We start from the raw sequence: 20746 nt of genomic DNA on the forward strand, positions 1-20746 counted from the left end.
CCCGCAGAGACCTTTCCCACAATAACTACGTGCAGATGCAGGGTGACTCATGACTGAAGAGCAGATCGGCATGAACGAAGAACTTGACAAGCAAATGCTCATTATCAAGTCCTTTCTCGAACATCTCGAATACACACTGGGAAAAGATAAATACTCGGCTACCGCTTATGACAGGTTCAACGCCCTCGCCTATGCCGTCCGCGATCACCTCGTTGAGCGCTGGCTCGACACGCAGCAGGCCTACTATAACTCCGACAACAAGAGAGTCTACTACATGTCGATGGAGTTCCTGATGGGCCGGACCCTTTCCAACAGCCTCATCAACCTGGGGCTTTGGGAGGACTTCAAGGACGCCATCACCTCGCTTGGCAACGACTTCGACCAGATCGTCAACGAGGAGCAGGACGCGGGACTCGGCAACGGCGGTCTCGGGCGGCTCGCCGCCTGCTTCCTCGACTCCATGGCCACCATGTCCATCCCCGCCTACGGCTACGGCATCCGCTACGAATACGGCATCTTCCGCCAGCACATCGTGGATGGCGCCCAGCTGGAGATTCCCGACAACTGGCTGCGTTACCGCAACCCTTGGGAACTGGACCGGCAGGAACACCTGCACACGGTGAAGTTCTACGGGCGAGTCATCTCCACCGTCGACCAAAACGGCAAGCTCGTGCGCGAGTGGATCGACACCGACGACGTCATGGCCATGGCCTACGACACGCCGATCCCGGGCTACCAGACCCACAGTGTCAACACGTTGAGGCTCTGGAGCGCCAAGTCCAGCCGCGAGTTCGACCTGAAGTTCTTCAACGAGGGGAACTACATCCGCGCGGTGGAAAAGAAGATGCAGTCGGAGACCATCTCCAAGGTGCTCTACCCCGCCGACAACGTGGTGGAGGGGAAGGAGCTCCGCTTCAAGCAGGAATACTTCCTCGCCTCGGCCACCGTGCACGACGTCATCTACCGCTTCAAGAAGAAGCACCAGGACATGCGGCTTCTGCCCGACAAGGTGGCCATTCAGCTGAACGACACCCACCCCACCCTCGCGATTCCCGAACTGATGCGCGTCCTCATGGACGTGGAGGGGGTCGACTGGGAGGAGGCCTGGGACATCACCAAGAAGACCTTCGCCTACACCAACCACACCATCCTCCCCGAGGCGCTGGAGCAGTGGCCGGTCTGGTTCTTCGAGCAGATCCTGCCCAGGCACCTGCAGATCATCTACGAGATCAACGAGCGCTTCCTGAAGGAGATCCGGGAGCGGTTCCCCGACGAGCCCGAGCGCCCGGCCAGGATGTCGATCGTGGAGGAGCACTGGGAAAGAAAGATCCGCATGGCGCACCTCGCCATCGTGGGGAGCCACTCGGTGAACGGCGTCGCCGCGCTGCACACCGAGATCCTCAAGAACGAGCTGTTCCGCGACTTCTACGAGATGTATCCCGAGCGCTTCAACAACAAGACCAACGGCATCACCCAGAGGCGCTGGCTCAAGATGTCCAACCCCACGCTCTCCGCCCTGATCGACGAGTACATCGGCGGCGGCTGGACCAGGAACCTCTTCGAGCTGGAGAAGCTCTCCGCCATCGCGGGCGACCCGGAGTTCCTCGGGCGCTGGCGCCAGGTGAAAAAGAGCAACAAGGAGGGACTGTGCCGCTACATCAAGCAGCACAACGACATCGACGTCGACCCCGACTCGCTCTTCGACGTGCAGGTGAAACGGCTGCACGAGTACAAGCGGCAGCTGTTGAACGTCCTGCACATCATCACGCTCTTCAACCGGATCAAGGACAACCCCGCCGCCCGCGTGGTGCCGCGCACCTTCATCTTCGCCGGCAAGGCGGCGCCCGCCTACGCTGCCGCCAAGCTGATCATCCGGCTCATCAACGCCGTGGCCGCGGTGGTGAACCAGGACCCGGACGTGGCGGGGCGGATCAAGGTGGTCTTCCTGGCCAACTACAGCGTGTCGCTGGCGGAGAAGATCTTCCCCGCCTCCGACCTCTCCGAGCAGATCTCGACCGCCGGCACCGAGGCTTCCGGCACCGGCAACATGAAGTTCGCCCTAAACGGCGCCCTCACCATCGGCACCCTCGACGGCGCCAACATCGAGATCATGGAGGAGGTCGGGCGCGACAACATCTTCATCTTCGGCATGACCGCGGCCGAGGTGTCGCAGCTGCGTACGCGCGGCTACAACCCGCGGGAATACTACAACGGCAACCGGGAACTCAAGCGGGTACTGGACATGATAGCCTCCGGCTTCTTCTCCCCCTGGGCTCCCGAACTATTCACCCCGCTCACCGACTCGCTTTTGAACCTGGGCGACCACTACATGCTCCTTGCCGACTACGCATCCTATGTCGCCTGCCAGGGACAGGTCGCCGAACTGTTCAAGCAGCCCGACGAGTGGGCGCGCCGCGCGATACTCAACTGCGCCGGCATGGGCAAGTTCTCCAGCGACAGGACCATCGACCAGTACGCCCGCGAAATCTGGGGCATCAAGCCGGTCGACATCCTCCCGGGGGCCGTGGAACTACAGAGGCATTGATTGGATCTTTTCAACGGAACTGACGAACGATTCGCGCCGCTTGCAGAACGCATGCGGCCCCGCACCATCTCCGAGTACCTGGGACAGGGGCACCTTCTTGGCGAAGGAAAGCTCCTGAGAAGCCTGATCGAAACCGACCGGGTCACCTCTCTCATCTTCTGGGGCCCCCCGGGCTCCGGCAAGACCACCCTGGCCCGCATCATCGCGGGCGCCACCAAGAGCCACTTCATCTTCTTCTCGGCCATCATGAGCGGCATCAAGGAGATCCGCGAGGTGGTGAAGGAAGCCGAGGACATCCTGAAGTTCCAGGGGAAGCGGACCATCCTTTTCGTGGACGAGATCCACCGCTTCAACAAGAGCCAGCAGGACGCCTTCCTCCCCTACGTCGAGCGCGGCACCTTCACCATGATCGGCGCCACGACGGAGAATCCCTCCTTCGAGGTGATCGCGCCGCTGTTGTCGCGCTGCAAGGTGCTGGTCTTGAACCCGCTCGCCGACGAGGACATCCGGCAGATCCTGGTGAACGCCCTGACCGACTGGGAGCGTGGGCTCGGCGAGTTCGAGCTCACCGCGTCGGAGGACGCCCTCTCCTTCATGGCCGAGCAGGCCGGCGGCGACGCGCGCATCGCGCTCAACACCCTGGAGACGGCCGCCCGCCTGGCGCGGGAAGGGGACATCTCCCTGGAAACCGCCCGCGAGGCGACCCAGAAGAAGCCCCTGCTCTACGACAAGGGTGGCGAGGAGCACTACAACGTCATCTCCGCCTTCATAAAGTCCATGCGGGGCTCCGACCCCGACGCGGCGCTCTATTGGCTCGCGCGCATGCTGGAAGCGGGCGAGGACCCGATCTTCATCCTGCGCCGCATGGTCATCTTCGCCTCCGAGGACGTGGGCAACGCCGACCCGCGCGGGCTGCAGATGGCGGTCTCCGCCCTGGAGGCCTTCCGCCTGGTCGGGATGCCGGAGGGAAGGATCATCCTGGGGCAGGCGGTCACCTACCTCGCCACCGCGCCCAAGTCCAACGCGAGCTACATGGGGATCAACGACGCCATGGCCGAGGTGAGGAAGTCGGGAGGGCTCCCGGTGCCGATGCAGATCAGGAACGCTCCGACCAAGCTCATGAAGGGGCTGGGCTACGGCAAGGGGTACCTCTACCCCCACGACTACAAGGACGGCATCGTGACACAGGGGTTCCTCCCCGAGCAGCTCTCGGGCCGGCGTTTCTACGCCCCAAAAGAGAGCGGCTACGAAAAAAGTATCCGCGAGCGCATGGCCTGGATCCGTGGGCAGCGGGAAAAGGCGAATGATCCCGAGCGTTAAGGCGTTGTTGAAAATGCAATACCCCATGATATATTCAAGCTTGCCTTGCGCCAGGGGCGCGGGCGGCATGGGCGGTACAACCTCCAGCGGAGTCAGAGCATGAAGAAGATCGGGATTCTCACCAGCGGCGGAGACTGCTCCGGCATGAACGCGGCGATCAGGAGCGCGACCCGCACCGCGCTCGGGCATGGCGTGCAGGTGGTCGGTTTCAGGAAGGGGTACGCGGGGCTTTTGAAGGGGGACCTGCTGGAGATGACCACGAGGGAAGTGGCCGGTATCCTGCACCGCGGCGGCACCTTCCTGCAGTCGGCCAGGAGCGAGGAGTTCCGCACCGTGCTCGGCCGGGAGAAGGCGGTGCGGCACCTGCAGGACCTCGGGGTCGAGGGGCTTGTGGTGATCGGCGGGGACGGTTCCTTGAACGGCGCGCTCGCCCTGCACCGCATGGGAGTGCCGGTAATGGGGATTCCCGCCAGCATCGACAACGACATCGCCTACACCGACATGGCCCTCGGCGTCGACACCGCCTTGAACAACATCATCTATGCGGTCGACTGCATCAAGGACACGGCCAGCTCGCACGACCGCGCCTTCGTCATCGAGGTGATGGGAAGGAACTCGGGGTACCTGGCCAGCATGAGCGCCATCGCCACCGGCGCCGAGTACGCCATCATCCCCGAGGTTGAGTGCGACATAGCCGACCTCTGCAACCAGCTCAGGAAACGCTACGAGGAGGGGCGCAGCAACGCCATCATCATCCTGGCCGAAGGGGCCGGCCGCGCCCAGAACATCGCCGACAACATCAAGGACGCCATCGGCTTCGAGACCCGCGTGACCGTCCTCGGGCACTACCAGCGCGGCGGCGCGCCCTCGGTCTTCGACCGGCTGCTGGGGAGCCGCTTCGGCCATGCCGCCGTCGAGCAGCTGCTCGCCGGGGAAAAGGGCAAGATGGTCGGGCTTTGCTGCGGCGACATCTGCTCTACCCCGCTGGAGACGGTGGTGGTCAGCGAGAAGACGCAGCAGGACCAGCTGCACGACCTCTCCATGATTTTAGGGATCTAGACCAAGCGGGGTATCGGCCCGTGTCCATACCCCCCTCCCCCCCTGGGGAGAGGGTCAGGGTGAGGGAAGCAGCCGGCCTAGACCATCCCTCACCAGCCCATCGGGCACCCTCTCCCAGGGGGAGAGGGGACTGGCGGAAGATGAAAAAGAAAAGGCCGCGCACCGGAAATTCCGGGCGCGGCCTCTTATCTTCGTGGTGGTCGCCTTTACGGGCGGCAGTAGGTGATCGCGGTCAGCACGGCTCCCTGGGGATCCTGGAGCACGCAGAAACGACCGACACGCGGGATATCGGTGGGGGGAACCAGCACCTTGCCGCCCAGCTCCTCGGCCTTGGCGGCGGTCTGGTCCACGTCGGTGACCGTCACGTACACTCCCCACCCCAACGGCTTGCGGTGCCCCGGTCCCGCAGGCGCCATCCCCGCGACCTCCTTGCCGCCGACCTTGATCAGGGTGTAGTCCCCTTCCCCGTCCCAGCGCTCCGTACTCCAGCCGAACAATCTGCCGTAGAAGGACTGTGCCGCGGCTACGTCTTCCGTGGTCAGTTCGAACCAGCTAAAAGCACCCTGCTCCCTGAATCGATCGGTCATCTGGCACCCCCCCTCGCGCTTCGGATCGGCAAACGAGGAAAAGTATACTACCGATCGAAACTTTTGCGCCCTAGCGCAGGCCAAGGCGAGAGAGCCCGATGCCGAGCCACTTGTTCAGGAAGTGGTCGCGGGACAGGAAAGGGAGTGGCGGGGGCTTCCGGGTGCCGAGGACGGCCAGCAGGGCCACGATCTCTTCGCTGCCGCCGACCGCCATCCCCTTCCTGAGGACGTCCAGGGCCTGGCACTTGTCACGGGCGACCTGGTGCACCCGGGCCAGGTTCAGGTAATGCGCCGGGTTCTCCGGCTCGAGATCGAGGGAAGCCTGGCAGAGCTCGGCTCCCTTTTTCACCTGCCCCCGCTCCTTGGCGATGCACAAGCCGAGGTAGGAGTAGAGCAAAGGGTTGTCTTCCAGCTTCAGAGCCCGCTCCAGCTGGGCCAGGGCCGCCTGGTATTCACCGGCGGAAAAGGCGGCGAGGGCGCGGCTGAACAGCTTTTCTGCATCTTCCTGCGGCACAGGCTCCATCGATCAACCCTCCGGTGTCTAAAGCAGTAACAGCAGATCCTGGTGTCTATCTATCCTCGCGGCGGCCTCGAGCTCGCCCCGGTAGGCCACGAAGGGGACGCCGGCCCCCTCGGCGGCGCGGCGGTCGACGTCCGAGTCCCCGACGAAGAGGGCCTCCTCGGGCGCGAGGCCATAGTGCTCCAGCACCTTGAAGAGCGGCTCGGGGTGCGGCTTGGGGTTCTTGACGCGCCCGGCGGTCATGACGCAGCTGAAGTAGCCGTCCAGCCCGAAGGACTCGAGCAGGATATCCATCGAGCTCGCGCGGTTGGTGCAGACCGCCAGCTCCACCCGCCCCTTCAAGGCGTCCAGGGTCTCGCGCAGCCCCTGCTCCATGACCATGAGCGGAAAGAGCTTGCGGTAATCGATGCTGGCGGAAAAGGCGCGCACCTCGTCCATGCGGCTGTCGCCGGCGAACAGGTATTCGAGCACGTCCTTGTTGCAGTAGGTATGCAGGATGCGCATGGTATCGAGGTCGCCGCGATCGAGCGCGGGCTTGCCGAAGCGATCCAGCACCAGGTGATAAAAGGCGTAGTTCGCCTCGAAGGAATCGAACAGCACGCCGTCGCAGTCGTAAATGACCGCCTTGATTTTCTGGCTCAAAACTTTATCTCCGCGGCGGCCTCAGCTGGGCTCGGCGCCGCCGTCACGCCCCATGCCGTCCAGGTATTCCTGCCACTCGATGGGGAGCATGTGCTTCTTCTTGTTGTTGCATTCCTTGCAGCAGGGGACCACGTTCCCCTTGGCGGACTTGCCGCCGCGAATGACCGGAACGATGTGGTCCATGGAAAGCTCCCCGGGGGGGAATTTCCCCTGGCACCAGTGGCAGACCCCTTTGGCCACCCGGTTTTTCCACCACTGGCCGCGCCGCAGTTCGCGCGCCTTCTCACGCTCGCGCCTGACCTCCTCCTCGGAGACCTCGATGATAAAGTAATCCACTACATCCTCGTATCGGGGACTGCCCCCCTCACCTGCCCGCGCCGGCACGGTAGCTGTCGATGGCAGCCCGCGCCAGTTCGTCGCAACGCTCGTTTTCCACATGGCCGTTGTGGCCGCGCACCCAGACCCAGGTGATCCGGTGCGTCTTGGCGAGGGCCAGGAGCTTCTCCCAGAGGTCGCGGTTCAGCACCGGCTCCTTCTTGGAGTTCACCCACCCTCTTTTGACCCAGCCGGGAAGCCACTCGGTCATCCCCTTGGCAAGGTACTGTGAATCCGTGGTGACCACCACCTCGCAGGGACGGGTCAGAGCCTCCAGCGCCTGGATGGCGGCGCTCATCTCCATCCGGTTGTTGGTGGTCTCACCCTCGGCGCCGGAAAGTTCCTTCACCTTGTCGCCGTAGCGCAGGATGCTCCCCCAGCCGCCGACCCCCGGGTTGCCGCTGCAGGCGCCGTCGCAGAAGATCTCAACCCGCATGCGGACCTCCCCCCTGCTGCAAGAGCGAGGCGATGGCATCCATGACACGATCGACGATCAACTGGTGGGTCTCCTTGCAGTCCTCGAGTTGGTACAGGTCGCTGAAATCGAGGGGAGCTCCGAAAACCACCCCCCCCTCGAGCCCCACGCCGGGAAATTTCCAGCGGTTGATGCCGATCAGCGCCGTCGGGATCACGTGCGGCCGCGTGTCGTAGATGATCTTGCCCACGCCGCGGTTCCCCTTGCCGAGCACGCCGTCCTTGTGCCGGGTCCCCTCCGGAAAAAGCATCACCTTCTGGTCGGCCAAAAGGGCGTTGATCTGCTTCCCAGCGCGCACGTCGCGGCCGCGCCGGACCGGGAAGGCCCCCCAGGAGCGGTAGACGAGCCCCATGAACCCGGCGAAGAGCTCCTCCTTGGCGGGAGCCCAGAGCATCTGCAGCGGATGTTCGCGGATGACGGCCCAGGGGAGAAAAACCGTGTCGTAGGCGGAGATGTGGTTGGAGGCGATCAGGACCCCCCCGTTGGCGGGGATGTGCTGGGCTCCCTCGACGCGGAACCGGTTCAGTAAGGAGGCGTAGCTGCCGATTACCCAGATGGAGAACGTAACCCAGAAGCGACGTAGCAGTGAAACCTTCAAGAAGAAAACCTCTTCATTACGTGGATTTTACTGGAAGAAAGCTGATGTATAGCATGAATGGCGATCCCGGGGCAACCGTTTCCGCGTCACCCGGGCAGCATGACGTAGAAGGTCGCCCCGCGCCCGGGCACTCCTTCACCCCACACCCGCCCGTTGTGACGGCGCACGATGCGGCGCACGGTGGCAAGCCCAAGGCCGGTGCCGGGGAAGTCACGATAGGTGTGCAGTCTCTTGAAGGGCTGGAAAAGCTGGCCGGCGCGGGCACTGTCGAAGCCGGCCCCGTTGTCCCGGATGAAGAAGGTGCCCTCCCCCTGCCCGGTGGCGACCGAACCGAGTTCCACCACCGGAGCTTCGACCTTGTTGCTGTATTTCCAGGCGTTGGAGAGAAGGTTCTCCAGCACCACGCGCAACAGCTGGGGGTCGCCGTGCACCATGAGCCGCTCGGGCGTGAGGAAGGAAACGTGGTGGCCGGGCTGATCCTGGCGCAGTTGCGCGGCTATCTCGCAGGCGACGGGGACCAGGTCGAAGGTGGCACAGGCAAGTTCAACCTCGGTGACCCGGCAGAGCACCATGAGCGAGTCGAGCAGCGCCTCCATCTGGATGCAGCCGTCGTGGACCAGGTCGACGAAGAAACGGCCGTTATCGTCCAGTTGCCCGCGGTACCCGCGCAGTTCCTGCGCCGAGCTGTACACCCGGGTGAGCGGCGCGCGCATGTCGTGGGAAATGGCGTGACAGAACGCTTCAAGCTCCTGGTTGGCCTGCTGCAGTTCAGCGGCCTGGTGGGTCAGGGCGGCGTTGAGGGCGGCGGTTTCCTCCTCGGCGAGCTTGCGCGCGGTGATGTCGCGCACGATCTCGATGCCGTAATGCGGCTTGCCGTCGCTCCCCTTGAGGGACGACCCGATCAACTCGACGTAGCCGCCGGTGGCGGAGACTTCAGGCCCCAGCTCGGCGCGGTGCACCTTGCCGTCCTGGAAGGAGGCCAGGAGGTGGCACCCGGCGCAGGGGACGCTCTCCTTGCGGTACGCCTCGTAGCAGTAACGGCCGACGTAGGGGCCGGTCATGCGCTGGTGTGCCGGGTTCTGATAGAGGACCTTGAGATCGGGGTCCTGGATGGATACCGCCTCGCCCAGCGCTTCGAAAATCCCCTCCATCTTGGCCCGCTCTCGCTCGGCCTCCTCCAGCGCAGCCTGCAGCGCTTGTTCCAAAGCGGCTTCATTGCGGTGCGCGCGGCGGCTGTAGAGCAGCAGGCCGCAAACAAGGAAGAGGACCAGGGCGAAATCCTCGTGGCTGTCCGAGGCCAGCAGGAAATCCGCCAGGGGCCTTCCGCCAAAGAGCAGGTAATCGAGCAGCCCGTCGACCACCCAGAAGACCAGAACGAGCAGCGCCCCAAGGAGTATCTGAAAAAGAAAAGAGATGAGCCCCGGTTCGGAGAGCTTGGCCCATCGGGCCATCCGCCGCGTTACGTCCATACACCCTCGATGACAGCCCCGCAGCCGGGACAGGTTCCATTGCAGAGAAGATTCTTTTCCACCAGGTAGCCGAGCCTCTTAATTAGCAGGGCGCCACAGAAAGAGCAATAACTGTTTTCTCCCCCCTCGCCCGGCACGTTCCCCTCGTACACGTAGCGTAGCCCCGCCTCCTGACCGATGCGCCTGGCGGCGCGCAGGGTCTCCACCGGCGTGCGCGGCTGGTCGGTGAGGCGGTGGGTCGGGTAGAACTGGGTCACGTGCCACGGCGTCTCCGCTCCCACCTCGGTCACGATGAAGCGGGCGAGGTCGCGCAGCTCGGTTTCGGAGTCGTTGCGGTTGGGTATCACCAGGGTGGTGAGCTCGACCCAGATACCGTGCCGCTTGTAGTCCCGGACACAGTCCAGGACCTCGCCGAGGGAGGCCCCCACCACCTCGCGATAGAACGATTCGGTGAAGCCCTTGAGGTCGATGTTGGCGGCGTCGAGGTAGGGGGCGATGGCGGCCAGGGCGTCGCTGGTTATGTAGCCGTTGGTGACGAATATGTTCTTGAGCCCGGCCGCCTTGGCCAACCGCGCGGTCTCGTAGGCGTACTCGAAGAAGATGGTGGGCTCGGTGTAGGTGTAGGCGATGGAGCGGCACCCCGTGGCGAGGGCGCGCTCCACCACGGTCGCAGGTTCCACGAAAGTGCCGGAGCGCTCGACGGCCACCTGGTCAGGCTGGGCGATGGTGTAGTTCTGGCAGTGCAGGCATCTGAAATTGCAGCCGACGGTCGCCACGGAGTAGGAGCGGCTCCCCGGCAGGAGATGGAAAAGCGGCTTCTTTTCGATGGGATCGACGTGCTCGGCGACCAGGTTGCCGTAGACCAGGGTGTACAGCACGCCGTCACGGTTCTCCCGCACCCGGCAGCGGCCGCGCTGACCTGAACCGATCAGGCAGCCGAAACGGCACAGCCCGCAGCGTACGCGCTCCCCATCGAGCTTTTGGTAGAACATGGCCTCTTTCATGCCGCACCTCCGATTGAGCCTGGGGGGTAAATTAGCGGGCGCAAATATAGCATTTGCCGAAAAAAAATTCCAGCGGAAATTTAGGGAGATGCGCTGCGGACGCAAATGCCGTATACATTCCGGCAAACCGTCGTTCCACGAATTCGAGTGCGATTTTTTTTTTCGGGAACCCTATCATTTTACGCAAAGGTAAACCCAAAACCGAGACAAGAGCATACCTTTGTTTGATAGTGGGAAATGTATTCTAAAACCGACAACTTACAACGAAGAATCCGTGACGATACGGCGGGAAAAAATGAAATGTTTTAAAATGAAGGCTCAAGATCCAGGTGTGGCACAAAAGCTAAACTACTGTTTTAGGTGACTTTTTCGAAAAATTAGTACTTGACCAACACGAGGCGTTCTATATATTGTCAAAATCATAAATTACCGCCTTGGGGAGAAACAAAACATGAAATGCCCGCATTGTGACAACAAAGTAGGAATCGAGATCGACATGCATTCCGACGGTTACGCGAAAGACCTCCTGGAATGCAACTCCTGCGGTACCGTCTGGCTCGAGAAATCCTCCCAGATCATCACCGTCAGCAAGCAAGCCGCCTAAACGGGAACGGGGGCGCCTTCGGCGCCCCCCCTCCGCAATCCCACCCCGCTAGCCGAGAGCGACCTCCGGCACCACTCCATCCGCACCTTCAACCAAATCTGAAAAGAAGTCATCGTAGACCCGGGCCATTGTCGCCCAATCGTAGCGCGCCACGTGTTCGCCCAGGTTCACTGACGATGTGCCGGCTCCGGTCAGCAGCGCCCTCAGCCGATCCACCAGCGGCTCCTGGTCGCCATAGAGCACCTCCCTCACGCTGCGGTGAGGCACGTGCTCGGGATAGGCGAGCCGGTCCGGCAGCAGCGCATGGCAGCCGCAGTAGAGCGCCTGCACCACGCTCGCGCCGAAGAACTCCTGCCGCGAGGTCACCGGCAGGATGTCCGCGCGCCACAGCCACTGGGCGTAGTCGGCGAAGCTCTTCTGATAGCCCCACGCAACGACGCGCGCGCCGAGCCGTTCCCTCGCCTGCTTGAAGACGGCGGGAACCCGCCCGAACGACTCCCCAAGCACCGCCACCCGAAACGCCACCCCCTCCTCGGCGAGCCGGTACAGGGCCTCGAAAAACTCCTCCGGCGCCTTGTCGTATTCCCAGCGATGGTTCCAAAGCAGAAGCGGTATCTCGCGGTCTGGCCGCTCGTGGGGACGGAAGCGCTCGAGCCTGCCGAGGTCCAGCCCCAGGGGGAGCACACGGCTCTTGCGCCGGATCCGGTCGACGGTCGAGAGGTCCACAGCGTCGGGGAAGCGTTTCAAGAAGTTGGGGAGCTCCCCGAGGAAGGAGTCCATGTGGTAGCGGGAGTTGAAGAGGACCGCGTCGGCGGCCAGCGCGCTCACGTAATTGATGAAGGCGTAGTGCAGGTCGCGCTGCTCCCCCAGGTCCGGGTCGCCGGGGGACCAGGGATAGGTGAGCTGGTTCTCGTGGAAGTAGATGGCGCACGGGCAGCGGTCGCTAAGCGGCCTGGTCAGCGCCAGGAAGGTGGTCAGGTCGAGCATGTCCGTGGCGAGGATGAGGTCGGGTTTTTTCCCCGCGGCGAGAAAGCGGCCGGCGAGGGAGACCGCGCCGCCGTGCATGCGCCACTTCCAGTTGCGGCCAGCCAGGGTGAGGAGATCCACCTGGTGGCTGGAATGGGCAGCATACTCGGTGGCCCAGGCGGCGTGGGAGCCGGTGCAGTAGGGCTCGACGAGGGCGATGTGCATGGCGCTCCTATTGGGGCCGGGAAAGGGCCGGGGGGTTAGAACATGAAGCGCCGCATGCTGATGTTGAGCAGGATCCCCACCCCGACCATCGAGGTGACCATGGAGGTCCCCCCGTAGGAGAAGAAGGGAAGCGGCACCCCGACCACCGGCATCAGCCCGATCACCATCCCCATGTTGATGGCGATGTGCCAGAAGAGCATGGCGGTCACCCCGACGGCGAGCAGCGACCCGAAACGGTCGTTGCAGCGCTTGGCGATACCGAGCCCCCAAAGGATCAGGAACAGGTACAGGGTGAGCATCAGCAGGCAGCCCAGAAAGCCCCATTCCTCGGCGAAGACCGAGAAGGCGAAGTCGGTGTGCTGCTCGGGCAGGAAGCGGAGCTGGGACTGGGTCCCCTGCATGAACCCCTTGCCGAAGGTGGCGCCGGAGCCGACGGCGATCTTGCTCTGGATGATGTGGTAGCCGCTCCCCAGCGGGTCGAGGTCGGGGTTGAGGAAGTTGTAGATGCGCTTTTTCTGGTAGTCGTGGAGCAGGAACTGCCAGGCGATCACCACGGTGGGAACGGCGGCGGCGAAGATGGTGGCGAGGGCGGACCAACGCACCCCGACGAAGAGAAGCATGGTGCCGGCGATGAGGGAGACCAGGATGGCGGTCCCGAGGTCCGGCTGTTTCATGATCAGCACGGCGGGAATGCCCAACAGCAAGAGCGGCTGAAAAAGCTCCTTCAAGGTCAGCCCCTTGAAAACGGGGTAGCGGCTGAAAAAGCGGGCGAAGGTCATGATGATGACGATCTTCATCGGCTCGGAGGGCTGCATGTTGAAAAAGCCGAGGTTGATCCAGCGGGTCGCCCCCATGGAGGTCTTCCCCGCCACCAGCACCAGCACCAGCAGGACCAGCACGCCGCCGTAGAGCCAGTAGGCGAAGTCCTCGAGCATGTGGTAGTCGAGGCTGCAGACGGTGAGGCACAACCCCAGTCCCGCCACGATCCAGTAGAGCTGCTTCAGGTAGTAGGGCGTGCCGACGTCCCGGTATGAGGACGAGGCACTGTATATGTTGATCACCCCGAAGGCGGTGATGAGGAGCACCACCCCCAAAAGGGTCCAGTCGAAGTTGGTGAATAGCCGTCTATCGAACATCTCTGCCTCGTTTGTCGGTACCCGCGGCGTTCCCTGCGGCCGGGGCGGGTTTGGTCGTTGCTTGGCCGGGGTCATCGGGTTCGGCCACCCCTAGCCCCCCCTCTTCTTCCTTGGGGACGGCCTTGGGAACCGGCTTCTTGATGACGCCCTTCCCTTCGAAGTAGGAGCGCAGGATTTTGCCGGCCACCGGCGCAGCCGCCGAACCGCCGTGCTCGCCGTGCTCGACGATGACGGCGACCCCGATTTCCGGTTTCTCAAAGGGGGCAAAGGAGACGAACAGCGCATGATCGCGGAAGCGATACGGCACCCCCCCTTTGCTGTCGCGCAACTTGACCACCTGGGACGAACCGGTCTTGCCCGCCACCTTGACCTCCCACAGCCTAGCACTGCCGCCGGTGCCGTGCGGCTCGTTGACGACGGCGAGGAGCCCCTCCTTGACGAGGCGGTAGGTGGCGGGTTTCAGGCCCGGCCGGGACAGGATCTGCGGCGCGAAGTCCTGCAACACCTTGCCGTCGGCATCAACCACCCGCTTCACCAGGTGGGGACGGTAGATGATCCCCTCGTTGGCCACGGTGGCGATCATGGAGGCGAGCTGCACCGGCGTGGTGAGCACGTACCCCTGGCCGATGCCGACCGGAAGGGTCTCGCCGGAATACCACTTCTTGCCGAAGCGCTTGAGCTTCCATTCCTGGGTCGGGATCACCCCGGCCTTTTCGCTCTCAAGGCCGATGCCGAGCGGCGCCCCGAGCCCGAGAAGCTTGGCGTACTTGGCGATGCGGTCCACGCCGAGGCGCTCGGCGAGCTTGTAGTAGTAGACGTCGCAGGATTCCCGCAACGACCGTTTCAGATCGACGGTGCCGTGCCCCTTGTGCTCCCAGCAGCGGAAGGTGGAGTTGCCGAACTTGTAGGAGCCTGAGCACTGGACCGTGGTGTGCTCGTCGATCAGCCCCTCTTCCAGCCCGGCGATGGCGGTGACGATCTTGAAGGTGGAGCCGGGGGGGTACATCCCCTTGAGGGCCTTGTTCTCCAGGGGGTGGCGCTCGTCGTCGAGGTATTTCTTCCAGACGTCGGGAGGCATGCGGCCGGTGAAGAGGGCCGGGTCGAAATCGGGGCTGGAGACGAAGGCGAGGATCTCGCCGGTGTTCACGTCCATGGCCACGGCGGCGCCCGCCTGGTCTCCCAGGGCCTGCTCGGCGGCCTTCTGCATCTCCAGGTCGATGGTCAGCATGACCGTGTTGCCGACACTCGAACCGGTCTCGGCGACGGTACGCAGGAAGCGGCCGCGCGCGTCCACCTCGATCTGGCGGCCGCCGTCGGTGCCGTGCAGGTACGACTCCCAGCTCCGCTCGATGCCGCTTTTGCCGATGTAGTCCCCCGCGTTGTAGTCGCGGTAGCGTTCCGAGTTGAGCTCGTCCTCGGAAACCTCCCCCAGGTAGCCCAAAAGGTGCGAGGCCAGCGAGCCGTTGGCGTAGGCCCGGATCGGCTTCATCTCGATGTTGACCCCGGAGAGGGCGAGGCGGTTCTCCTCGAGGAATTCCATCTGGTCGCGGGTGATCCCGGAGGCGACCACCAGGGGATAGTACTTCGCCCTCCCCTGCCCCTTGTTCCACTTGGTCTCGATCTCCTTGCGATCCAGGTTCAGGTAGTGGGCCAGGTTGTCGATCAGCTGGTCCTTGTTCTTCACGTCCTGCGGGATGACCGCGACCGAGAAGGAAGGGGTGTTGGAAACCAGCACCTTACCGTTACGGTCCAGGATCGCGCCGCGCGGGGCCGCCACCGGGACGAAGCGGAGCCGGTTGTTCTCGGACTGGTCGATCAGGTCTTCGGCGCTGATCACCTGCAGGTACCAGAGCCTGGCCAACAGCAGGAAGAACATGGCGCAGGCACCAAGGGACAGGCCGATGATGCGGCGGCCGCCCCCGTCGTCGTCGGGAAGGATGTTGTTGAGCGTCTTCATCGGACCTCCTCGACCGGGAGCCTCATCCCGGAAACCACGGAGGCGATCAGCGCGTTGATGAGGGCCTGCGGCAAGAGCGCGGGCAAGAGCGAGGCGTACAGGCCGTTACCGACCGAGAAGACCAGAAGCAGCAAGAGGTTCAAAAGTGCACTCATGATGGTAGCGATAAAAACGACCAGGACGAACAGGGCACGGTTATCCGTGTAGAGCCGGTCGGCGAGTTCGGACAAAAGGGTGTAGATGCAGAGATAGGAGAAGGCGTGCAGCCCCAGGTAGATGCCGCTGAAGCTGTCCTGGAGAAGCCCCAGGGCGAAGACGGCGACGCCGGCGAACCGGTGCGGCAGCTTGAGTCCCAGGTAGACCACCAGGATGATGATGAGGTTGGGCTGGAAAGGGTCCAGCAGGTACCTGGGGAGGAGCGTCATCTGCAGCAAAAGCGCGGCGATGACCACCGCCGCTATTTTAAGATAGGCGATCACTGACATGACCCCTGTTGAAGAACCCTATTCATCGCGCTGCCTGACCAGCACCAGCGCCTCTTCCAGCTTCCCGATGTTGACCAGCGGGCGCACCTCGATGGTCTGGAACACGCCGTACTCCCCCTTTTTCACCATGGTGACCTCCCCGATGGGAAGCCCCTTGGGGAAGACCCCGCCGATGCCGGAGCTGATCACGGTGTCGCCGACCTTGACGTCCTCGTCCTTGACGGTGAACTCCAGGGAGCAGCGCCCACCACCGGCGCCGCGCACGACACCGCGGGCGCGGGAGCGCTGCACGATTGCCGCGATGGCGCTGGCGTGGTCGGTCAACAGCAGCACCCGGGACGAGTGCGGCGCCACCTTTACCAGGCGTCCCACCACCCCGCCTATGGCCACCACCGGCATCCCCTCCAGCAGTCCGTCGGCGCTGCCGCGGTCGACCACGAGGGTCTTGAACCAGGCCGAGCTGTCCTCGCCGATGACCGAAACGGCCAGTGAGGGGACGGCGACGCTCTCCTTGAGATCAAGGAGCTGCTTCAGCCGCATGGTGGCGGCGACCGCCTCGTTGTCGGCGATGATGCGGGCGTTGAGCCGTTTCACGCTCTTTCTGAGCTCGATGTTCTCGCGCCGCACGTCGATCAGGTCGATGTAGTTGTTCCAGATGTCGCTCAGAAAACCGGTCGCGCTGGCGGCCGATCCAGCGACCGGCGCGGTGATGCCCATCACGGTGCGCTCCACGGGATTGGCGTGTTCCCGGTTTCTAAGGTTCAGGGCGTACGTCAGGAAGGCCGCCAGCAGTAGCAGGGCGGTCATCAGGAAGCGCCGGTAGCGAATCAGAAGGTTTTTCATCGGCCTCAAAAATGGTTAGGGGGCTCTGTGCCCCCTAGTGAAAATAAAATGATTGCAACAAGTTGTCCGGGGTGTGACCAGCCGCGTCAGTCCAGCAGGAAGGGGGAGTCCACCAATTCCTCGTGCCGTATCTCGTCCACCTTCTCGCTCTTGCCGGGACCGGCGAACAGGCGGTTGGGCGCGTTGAAGACGATACCGTTCTCGGTGCCGATGTTGCGATAGGCATGCACCACGCCCGGGGGGACCATCACCATGCTCGGGGCGTCCACACCGGCGTACAACACCTGCTTCACCCCGAAGCTGGGGGAATCGGGGCGCGTGTCCCAGAGGTAGACCTTGAAGTTCGAGGGGCCCAGGAAGCAGAAGTAGTCCGTCTGATCGACATGCTCGTGCGGCCCGCGGGCCACTCCCGGCTGCGTCATCGAGATGTAGGACATGACCGGCATGACCTCCGGATCGAGTTCGTCGGAGCGGAACAGCTCGGTGAGCCATCCCCTCTCGTCCAGAAATTTCTTGAGGGGCTTGCAGGTTACATCGTGGATGCGTCCCTTGTTGAATTGCTGCACCGCGCTCACTGGTTGGTACCTCCGCCGCAAAGTTCCGTCTCGCTGTAAACCCGCAGCAGATAGTCGCGGTACGAGGATTTCGGTGTTTCGTCTATGACCCGGGCCATCGCCTTGCAGTCGAGGTACCCCATGCGCAGGGCGATTTCCTCCAGGCAGGCGATCTTCAGCCCCTGCCTGGCCTCGAGCGTGCCGATGAAGTGCGAGGCCTCCAGAAGGCTTTGGTGCGTTCCGGTGTCGAGCCAGGCGATGCCGCGCCCCAGACGCTCGACCATCAACTCGCCGCGCCCCAGGTAGACCTTGTTGATGTCGGTGATCTCCAGCTCCCCGCGCGGCGACGGCTTGAGCGCCTTGGCGATCTCGACCACGCGCGCGTCGTAGAGGTAGAGGCCGGGAACGGCGTAGTTCGACTTCGGGGCGGTCGGTTTCTCAACGATATCGAGCACCCGCCCACTCTTGTCGAACTCGACCACCCCATAGCGCTCGGGGTCCTGCACGTAGTAGCCGAAGATCTTCGCGCCGGTGCTGAACTCGGCCACCAGGCGGTCCAACTCCATCTTGCCGTAGAAGATGTTGTCGCCAAGGATCAGGCAGACCGGGTCACCGGCGATGAATTCCTCGCCGATCAGGAAGGCCTGCGCGATCCCCTTGGGCTCGGGCTGCACCGCGTAGCTCAGGCGGATGCCCCAGCGCGAGCCGTCTCCCAAGAGCGCCTCGAATCGGGGGGTGTCCTGCGGGGTGGAGATGATCAGGATGTCCGAGATACCCGCCATCATGAGCGTGGCCAGCGGGTAATAGATCATCGGCTTGTCGTACACCGGCTGCAACTGCTTGCTGGCCACCATGGTCAGCGGGTAGAGCCTGCTCCCGGCGCCGCCGGCCAGCAAGATTCCCTTCTTTATCCCTTGTGACATAACACCCTTTCCACAGCAAAAAATAACATTAACAAAGGATTTTTACTACCACACCGTCGTGCCCTGCGTCAAACAGATTATCCCCTGCGGGCGGGCCCCGGCGGGTGAAGTCACCCTACAGCAAACGATCCTTGAGCCCCTGGTCGATGAAGCTCTCCTCGATCGCCTCCCTGACCCAGGGTTCCTTGCAGCGGGCCAGCACGACGGCCACCCCCTCGGCGACGGCCGGAATCTGGCTCCAGAGCGCGTTCCTGAGCGAGCGCAGCCGCCGGGGATCGGGGTTCTTGAGGCCAACCAGCTCGCGGCACGAATGGCACAGGAGCGCGAGGTTCTCCTCGCTTGGTTCCTGGTCGGGCTGGTACTCCCAGAGGCGCAATTCCTGGTCCCCTTCGCACCATTCGCAACGAAAGCCGGCTCTTTTGCTGATGGTCTTGCCCAAGAGCTGCACCGCCGCCAGATGCTCGCGGTTTTGCTGCGCCCCTTTCGCCATGGTCATCCTCCCTGCCCCGCCGTGTTCGGGCCGCGGGCGATCCAGCACCTGAGTTTAGCAGAATGGCTAACCAGATCAATAGTTTTCTCCAGCGCCCGTCACCGGCCGCAACCAATTCTAACTGGACAGCGGCAGGCTCTTCCGGGTACAGTCGGGCGCCTGCCATAAAGGCCAAACCGCCGTCCCAAAGGATGCACCATGAAACTGCCGCAGCCGCTCTACCAAGGCACCCTGATCCGCCGTTACCAACGCTTTCTCGCCGACGTCGAACTCGATGACGGCACCGTGGTCACCGCGCACACCCCCAACACCGGGAGCATGATGGGGTGCGCCCTCCCCGGCAACCGCGTCCTCCTCTCGGTGAGCGGCAACCCGGGCCGGAAGTACCCCCACAGCTGGGAACTGGTGCGGGCCGACGGGGTCTGGGTCGGGATCAATACCATGCTCCCCAACCTCCTGGCCCGGGAGGCGATCCTCGACGGCACCATCACCGAGCTTTCCGGCTATGAGAGGATCAAGCTGGAGGTCCCGTACGGCACCGGGAGCAGGATCGACCTGCTGCTCTCCGGGGAGCGCGGCCTGTGCTACGTGGAGACAAAGAACGTGACCCTGGTGCGGGAGCGCTGCGCCCTCTTCCCGGACGCGGTGAGCACGCGGGGGCAGAAGCACCTGCGCGAGCTGATGGAGATGGTGCGCCAGGGACACCGCGCCGTGAACCTGTTCGTGGTGCAGCGTGGCGACGGCGACGCCCTTTCTCCCGCCGACGCCATCGATCCGGCCTACGGCGCACTGTTGCGGGAGGCGTCGCGTGCCGGGGTGGAACTGCTCGCCTACCAGGCGAGTGTCACCGAAAGCGAGGTGCGCCTAAGCCACTCGGTGCCGGTACTCCTGTAGATTATTGACATCCTTGGGAAGGACGCTAAAGTTATAACCGCTGTCCCGGGGGACCAATGAGAACACCTAAACTAACCATCTTCGCCAAGCAGACCGGCGTCGAAATAGCTCCCAGCGAAAAGAGGCAAAACGGCAAGCCCGAGGAGGGGCGCGTCGCGTTCCGGTTCTTCCGGTTGGCCACCGGCCAGCCCCACATCCGGTTCGTGGCCGAGCCGTGCGAGGCCTTCGAGGTCTCCAGAAAGATCGCGGAGCTACAGGGGACGGGAGGCAAGGCGACCTTCACCCACCGCTTCGAAACGCCCCAGGGCGAGACCGTGACCAAGCTGAACGTGGAGAGCTATCAGCGTAACGGCAAGAAAGGGTACGCCTTCTCCATCCAGCGCGGCGAGGAGAGCATCAACGTGCCGGCGCCGGAGGGGGAGTTCCTCTTCGCCGCCGAATTCCTGAAACAGCTTTCCGTGTCGCAGTCATGGGTGGCCTGGACGGAACCGGAAGGACCCAGCCACGAGTAGAAGAGACGCCCGGAAACCGACGAAACTGCCGGCCTCCATAGCGGGCGCGGCAACGCAGCAGCCGAAACACCGGACAACCGGCGAAAGCGGGACAGCGTGATCAATAAACCAAGCAAGACCCTCTATCTCAGCATCGAAAGCAGGCTCTGCGATGTGGCCCTGGTCGGACACGCGGTGCGTGGCGTCTGCGCCTGCTCGCCCCTCAAGGAGGAAGCTTACGGCGAGATGGAAGTCTGCGTGGTGGAGGCTCTCAACAACGCCATCACCCATGCCTACCGGCGCCAGGAAGGGTATCGGGTCGACACCGCCATCACCCTGCACCACGACCGCATCTCCTTCGAGGTTTCCGACGAGGGGAAGGCCATCGAGGAGTTCGCCCCGAGAAGCCTTGAGTTCGATCCGGAGGTGATCGGCTCCATCCCCGAGAACGGCATGGGGCTTTTCATCATCGAGACCCTGATGGACGAGGTCAGCTACAGTTCCAAAAACGGCAGGAACACCCTCTACTTCTGCCGTTACTTCACCCAGCCCCAGGCCTAACCCGCCTAACCCGCCTAACCCGC

At 63.4% G+C, this 20746-nt stretch carries 23 protein-coding genes; 7 read left to right on the top strand and 16 right to left on the bottom strand.

The genetic code is table 11. The annotated features are described in order from the left end of the window. The first annotated feature begins 49 nt into the window (after positions 1-49). From KOL99_RS05600 to pfkA, 3 genes are all read left to right on the top strand, one after another. Positions 50-2545: a glycogen/starch/alpha-glucan phosphorylase gene (locus KOL99_RS05600; RefSeq protein ID WP_216509501.1), complete on the top strand. Its 2496-nt coding sequence runs from the start codon at positions 50-52 to the stop codon at positions 2543-2545. 51 nt (positions 2546-2596) lie between these two features. Further along, positions 2597-3865, top strand: a complete 1269-nt coding sequence (locus KOL99_RS05605; protein ID WP_236025835.1) for a replication-associated recombination protein A — start codon at positions 2597-2599, stop codon at positions 3863-3865. 99 nt (positions 3866-3964) lie between these two features. Next, positions 3965-4924: a 6-phosphofructokinase gene (pfkA, locus tag KOL99_RS05610; RefSeq protein WP_216509503.1), complete on the top strand. Its 960-nt coding sequence runs from the start codon at positions 3965-3967 to the stop codon at positions 4922-4924. A gap of 206 nt (positions 4925-5130) precedes the next feature. On the opposite strand, the gene KOL99_RS05615 is transcribed toward pfkA, so the two are convergent. The 8 genes from KOL99_RS05615 to amrS form a co-directional block, all read right to left on the bottom strand. Continuing rightward, positions 5131-5511 carry a VOC family protein gene (locus tag KOL99_RS05615; protein ID WP_216509504.1) on the bottom strand — a complete coding sequence of 127 codons (381 nt, stop codon included), beginning with the start codon at positions 5509-5511 and terminating at the stop codon, positions 5131-5133. Positions 5512-5581: 70 nt separating this feature from the next. After that, a complete protein-coding gene (locus KOL99_RS05620; protein WP_216509505.1) occupies positions 5582-6034 on the bottom strand; it encodes a hypothetical protein in 453 nt (150 codons plus the stop codon). Between the two features lie 18 nt (positions 6035-6052). Beyond that, entirely contained in the window at positions 6053-6673 is a 621-nt protein-coding gene (locus KOL99_RS05625; protein WP_216509506.1) for an HAD family hydrolase, read from the bottom strand. A gap of 21 nt (positions 6674-6694) precedes the next feature. Continuing rightward, positions 6695-7009: an HNH endonuclease gene (locus KOL99_RS05630; protein WP_216509507.1), complete on the bottom strand. Its 315-nt coding sequence runs from the start codon at positions 7007-7009 to the stop codon at positions 6695-6697. Positions 7010-7037: 28 nt separating this feature from the next. After that, positions 7038-7484, bottom strand: a complete 447-nt coding sequence (rnhA, locus tag KOL99_RS05635; RefSeq protein WP_407931851.1) for a ribonuclease HI — start codon at positions 7482-7484, stop codon at positions 7038-7040. Continuing rightward, positions 7474-8121 carry a lysophospholipid acyltransferase family protein gene (locus KOL99_RS05640; RefSeq protein WP_216509509.1) on the bottom strand — a complete coding sequence of 216 codons (648 nt, stop codon included), beginning with the start codon at positions 8119-8121 and terminating at the stop codon, positions 7474-7476. Before KOL99_RS05640 ends, rnhA begins: the two co-directional genes overlap by 11 nt. Positions 8122-8207: 86 nt before the next feature. After that, positions 8208-9590: a PAS domain-containing sensor histidine kinase gene (locus KOL99_RS05645; protein WP_216509510.1), complete on the bottom strand. Its 1383-nt coding sequence runs from the start codon at positions 9588-9590 to the stop codon at positions 8208-8210. Then, a complete protein-coding gene (gene amrS, locus KOL99_RS05650; RefSeq protein ID WP_216509511.1) occupies positions 9581-10594 on the bottom strand; it encodes an AmmeMemoRadiSam system radical SAM enzyme in 1014 nt (337 codons plus the stop codon). The genes KOL99_RS05645 and amrS overlap by 10 nt, the downstream gene beginning before the upstream one ends. 451 nt (positions 10595-11045) lie before the next feature. On the opposite strand from amrS, the gene KOL99_RS05655 reads away from it, so the two are divergent. After that, positions 11046-11198: a hypothetical protein gene (locus tag KOL99_RS05655; RefSeq protein WP_216509512.1), complete on the top strand. Its 153-nt coding sequence runs from the start codon at positions 11046-11048 to the stop codon at positions 11196-11198. Between the two features lie 48 nt (positions 11199-11246). Here KOL99_RS05655 and KOL99_RS05660 read toward each other — a convergent pair whose 3' ends face one another. From KOL99_RS05660 to KOL99_RS05695, 8 genes are all read right to left on the bottom strand, one after another. After that, positions 11247-12389 (bottom strand): tRNA-queuosine alpha-mannosyltransferase domain-containing protein, encoded by a 1143-nt coding sequence (locus KOL99_RS05660; RefSeq protein WP_216509513.1) that lies wholly within the window; start codon positions 12387-12389, stop codon positions 11247-11249. 35 nt (positions 12390-12424) lie between these two features. Continuing rightward, positions 12425-13525, bottom strand: coding sequence for a rod shape-determining protein RodA (gene rodA / locus KOL99_RS05665; RefSeq protein ID WP_216509514.1), 1101 nt, complete (start codon positions 13523-13525; stop codon positions 12425-12427). Continuing rightward, on the bottom strand, positions 13515-15482 hold the full coding sequence (mrdA, locus tag KOL99_RS05670; RefSeq protein ID WP_236025837.1) for a penicillin-binding protein 2: 1968 nt from the start codon (positions 15480-15482) through the stop codon (positions 13515-13517). The genes rodA and mrdA overlap by 11 nt, the downstream gene beginning before the upstream one ends. Beyond that, positions 15479-15961, bottom strand: coding sequence for a rod shape-determining protein MreD (gene mreD, locus KOL99_RS05675; RefSeq protein ID WP_216510270.1), 483 nt, complete (start codon positions 15959-15961; stop codon positions 15479-15481). The genes mrdA and mreD overlap by 4 nt, the downstream gene beginning before the upstream one ends. 24 nt (positions 15962-15985) lie before the next feature. Further along, positions 15986-16810, bottom strand: coding sequence for a rod shape-determining protein MreC (gene mreC, locus KOL99_RS05680; RefSeq protein WP_216509515.1), 825 nt, complete (start codon positions 16808-16810; stop codon positions 15986-15988). Between the two features lie 86 nt (positions 16811-16896). Next, positions 16897-17385 (bottom strand): dTDP-4-dehydrorhamnose 3,5-epimerase family protein, encoded by a 489-nt coding sequence (locus KOL99_RS05685; protein ID WP_216509516.1) that lies wholly within the window; start codon positions 17383-17385, stop codon positions 16897-16899. Continuing rightward, positions 17382-18287 (bottom strand): glucose-1-phosphate thymidylyltransferase RfbA, encoded by a 906-nt coding sequence (gene rfbA, locus KOL99_RS05690; protein ID WP_216509517.1) that lies wholly within the window; start codon positions 18285-18287, stop codon positions 17382-17384. The genes KOL99_RS05685 and rfbA overlap by 4 nt, the downstream gene beginning before the upstream one ends. Before the next feature lie 115 nt (positions 18288-18402). After that, positions 18403-18777 (bottom strand): hypothetical protein, encoded by a 375-nt coding sequence (locus tag KOL99_RS05695; protein WP_216509518.1) that lies wholly within the window; start codon positions 18775-18777, stop codon positions 18403-18405. 198 nt (positions 18778-18975) lie between these two features. On the opposite strand from KOL99_RS05695, the gene sfsA reads away from it, so the two are divergent. The 3 genes from sfsA (at position 18976) to KOL99_RS05710 (ending at position 20723) form a co-directional block, all read left to right on the top strand. Further along, entirely contained in the window at positions 18976-19671 is a 696-nt protein-coding gene (gene sfsA, locus KOL99_RS05700) for a DNA/RNA nuclease SfsA (protein WP_216509519.1), read from the top strand. Positions 19672-19727: 56 nt separating this feature from the next. Further along, a complete protein-coding gene (locus KOL99_RS05705) occupies positions 19728-20183 on the top strand; it encodes a hypothetical protein (protein ID WP_216509520.1) in 456 nt (151 codons plus the stop codon). Between the two features lie 96 nt (positions 20184-20279). Beyond that, positions 20280-20723: an ATP-binding protein gene (locus KOL99_RS05710; protein ID WP_216509521.1), complete on the top strand. Its 444-nt coding sequence runs from the start codon at positions 20280-20282 to the stop codon at positions 20721-20723. Positions 20724-20746: the final 23 nt, after the last annotated feature.

Origin of the sequence: Geomonas azotofigens (assembly GCF_018919395.1) — a bacterium.
GTDB lineage: Bacteria > Desulfobacterota > Desulfuromonadia > Geobacterales > Geobacteraceae > Geomonas > Geomonas azotofigens.

What these genes read in the sequence shown, in the direction of transcription:
- KOL99_RS05600 (WP_216509501.1), top strand. Translation starts at nt 50, where the DNA reads ATGACTGAAGAGCAGATCGGCATGAACGAAGAACTTGACAAGCAAATG.
- KOL99_RS05605 (WP_236025835.1), top strand. Translation starts at nt 2,597, where the DNA reads ATGCGGCCCCGCACCATCTCCGAGTACCTGGGACAGGGGCACCTTCTT.
- pfkA (WP_216509503.1), top strand. Translation starts at nt 3,965, where the DNA reads ATGAAGAAGATCGGGATTCTCACCAGCGGCGGAGACTGCTCCGGCATG.
- KOL99_RS05615 (WP_216509504.1), bottom strand. Translation starts at nt 5,511, where the DNA reads ATGACCGATCGATTCAGGGAGCAGGGTGCTTTTAGCTGGTTCGAACTG.
- KOL99_RS05620 (WP_216509505.1), bottom strand. Translation starts at nt 6,034, where the DNA reads ATGGAGCCTGTGCCGCAGGAAGATGCAGAAAAGCTGTTCAGCCGCGCC.
- rnhA (WP_407931851.1), bottom strand. Translation starts at nt 7,484, where the DNA reads ATGCGGGTTGAGATCTTCTGCGACGGCGCCTGCAGCGGCAACCCGGGG.
- KOL99_RS05645 (WP_216509510.1), bottom strand. Translation starts at nt 9,590, where the DNA reads ATGGACGTAACGCGGCGGATGGCCCGATGGGCCAAGCTCTCCGAACCG.
- amrS (WP_216509511.1), bottom strand. Translation starts at nt 10,594, where the DNA reads ATGAAAGAGGCCATGTTCTACCAAAAGCTCGATGGGGAGCGCGTACGC.
- KOL99_RS05655 (WP_216509512.1), top strand. Translation starts at nt 11,046, where the DNA reads ATGAAATGCCCGCATTGTGACAACAAAGTAGGAATCGAGATCGACATG.
- KOL99_RS05660 (WP_216509513.1), bottom strand. Translation starts at nt 12,389, where the DNA reads ATGCACATCGCCCTCGTCGAGCCCTACTGCACCGGCTCCCACGCCGCC.
- rodA (WP_216509514.1), bottom strand. Translation starts at nt 13,525, where the DNA reads ATGTTCGATAGACGGCTATTCACCAACTTCGACTGGACCCTTTTGGGG.
- mrdA (WP_236025837.1), bottom strand. Translation starts at nt 15,482, where the DNA reads ATGAAGACGCTCAACAACATCCTTCCCGACGACGACGGGGGCGGCCGC.
- mreC (WP_216509515.1), bottom strand. Translation starts at nt 16,810, where the DNA reads ATGAAAAACCTTCTGATTCGCTACCGGCGCTTCCTGATGACCGCCCTG.
- rfbA (WP_216509517.1), bottom strand. Translation starts at nt 18,287, where the DNA reads ATGTCACAAGGGATAAAGAAGGGAATCTTGCTGGCCGGCGGCGCCGGG.
- KOL99_RS05695 (WP_216509518.1), bottom strand. Translation starts at nt 18,777, where the DNA reads ATGGCGAAAGGGGCGCAGCAAAACCGCGAGCATCTGGCGGCGGTGCAG.
- sfsA (WP_216509519.1), top strand. Translation starts at nt 18,976, where the DNA reads ATGAAACTGCCGCAGCCGCTCTACCAAGGCACCCTGATCCGCCGTTAC.
- KOL99_RS05705 (WP_216509520.1), top strand. Translation starts at nt 19,728, where the DNA reads ATGAGAACACCTAAACTAACCATCTTCGCCAAGCAGACCGGCGTCGAA.